The 1546-nt window shown below is 37.8% G+C and carries 3 protein-coding genes; all 3 read right to left on the bottom strand.

Annotation, left to right across the window (positions count from 1 at the left end):
* Positions 1-251 (bottom strand): hypothetical protein (locus NUV40_02190; GenBank protein ID MCR4342698.1); only part of this gene is annotated, 251 nt, incomplete at its 3' end.
* Between the two features lie 58 nt (positions 252-309).
* Positions 310-675 (bottom strand): hypothetical protein, encoded by a 366-nt coding sequence (locus NUV40_02195; protein MCR4342699.1) that lies wholly within the window; start codon positions 673-675, stop codon positions 310-312.
* 1 nt (position 676) lies between these two features.
* Positions 677-1546, bottom strand: an 870-nt coding sequence (locus NUV40_02200; protein MCR4342700.1) for a hypothetical protein, incomplete at its 5' end; no start/stop codon positions are given.

Genomic DNA, 1546 nt, shown 5'->3' on the forward strand with positions numbered 1-1546 from the left:
AAAAGTCTGCCGTGCTTTTCTGTCCTTTCAGGAGATGGAACAACTAAAACGTCTTGATTTAATAGTTTATTCTCGAGCCATTGTTGAGATTCTTTGCCCCCTCTTTCTCCAAGTTCCGGAGCCGATACGTCAGCAAACCGCAACGGAAACTCAAAATCTCTTTCGCTCCACGATAAAGTGACCGTGTCGCCGTCGTGAACTTTTGTAACACTAGCAAAGAACGGCTCGAAGATTTGTTTATGTGGCGACATAAAATAAAACTCTGTTAATTGAGAATTATGGAGTTCCGGCTGTTTTTTAAAATCGTGCTTAAGCATCGTTCAAAAACTCCTGCACTTTTTTATCTCGTAATACTGCGAGACCTCTTAACGCTCCATCTCTGAGAACATTGATCATAGACTCCGCTTCCGACCGAGAAGTAAACCCGCTCATATCGTAAGTAATAACATAAATCGCGGCCAAATTTGAAGCAACTTCTTTAAGGATCCCTTTAACGTCTACGTTGAGAGTAGAATAATTATCAGAAAAATTGTACCGACAAACTGCATTAATCAAACTTTCCGCTTGAGTCATAAACGAATTAATGTATGCTTCTGTATTGCTTACAGCCGAAGCGTTAGCACCCGCTTTATATTGAACTTCTGCCGTTGTTGCATATATGCCTGTGTCTGCCATATTAACAAGATACTATGAAAATATTTAAACTTTTGTCTTTAATTCCCCACGCCGACCTTATGATTGCTTCGGTAATATGTGAATAATTCCCAAACAATCTAAGCCTATCGCCCACATACTCCGCCTGGATTGAGCGCAAAGAATGAAAAATGTCCTCTTCATCAAAAAAGAAACACCTTCCTTGTTCCATAAGGTTGAGAAGATTATTATACAAATCTTCTTTAAGCAGTTTCTTTTTTCTGTCCTCTCTGTCAAGAGCGCGAGAAGAGTTATTTATAGGCACTACTTTCTTTTTCGTCTGTGAATGTTCAAGTAAAGGATCAAACACCCCTACACCTAAACCCCCGTCGTCAATATAAATTTTTTTATAATTATAAATTCTGTCAGCGTGTAATATCTGTCGTGTCGTATCGGTGAGTAACTGATTTTTTGTTACTTCCAAATCGACCATAAACATTTTTTTATTTATAAGAGCCATTGAAACTAAAACCGTTTCATCTCCGCCCATACGTGCAATATCTACTCCTAGATATTTTTTATCCGTTAAAAATTTATTACACCCTAGCCGTTTAATATTCATACACTTTTTGATAACTTCGTTAGGGAAAAATTGTCTTAATTCATCAACGAACTCACCTAGATACTCCTGAGCATACTCAAGATTAGACATACGTTTTCTTTCTTGATCAAGGAACTCTTTCGAGATCCTTGGACAATCTTCAGAAGAAACGTGGAAAGAAGTAAACGTTGGGTCAGAAAAACACCTATAAAAATAACCACCTTTCCCAAACGGCGTTGATAATAAGATTATTTCTCCTTTAGTTACGGCTAACATAGGCGTAACTGCTGACCATACTTCGTCTGGAATAAA

This window comes from Patescibacteria group bacterium, assembly GCA_024654625.1.
Classification (GTDB): domain Bacteria; phylum Patescibacteriota; class Minisyncoccia.

What these genes read in the sequence shown, in the direction of transcription:
- NUV40_02195 (MCR4342699.1), bottom strand. Translation starts at nt 675, where the DNA reads ATGGCAGACACAGGCATATATGCAACAACGGCAGAAGTTCAATATAAA.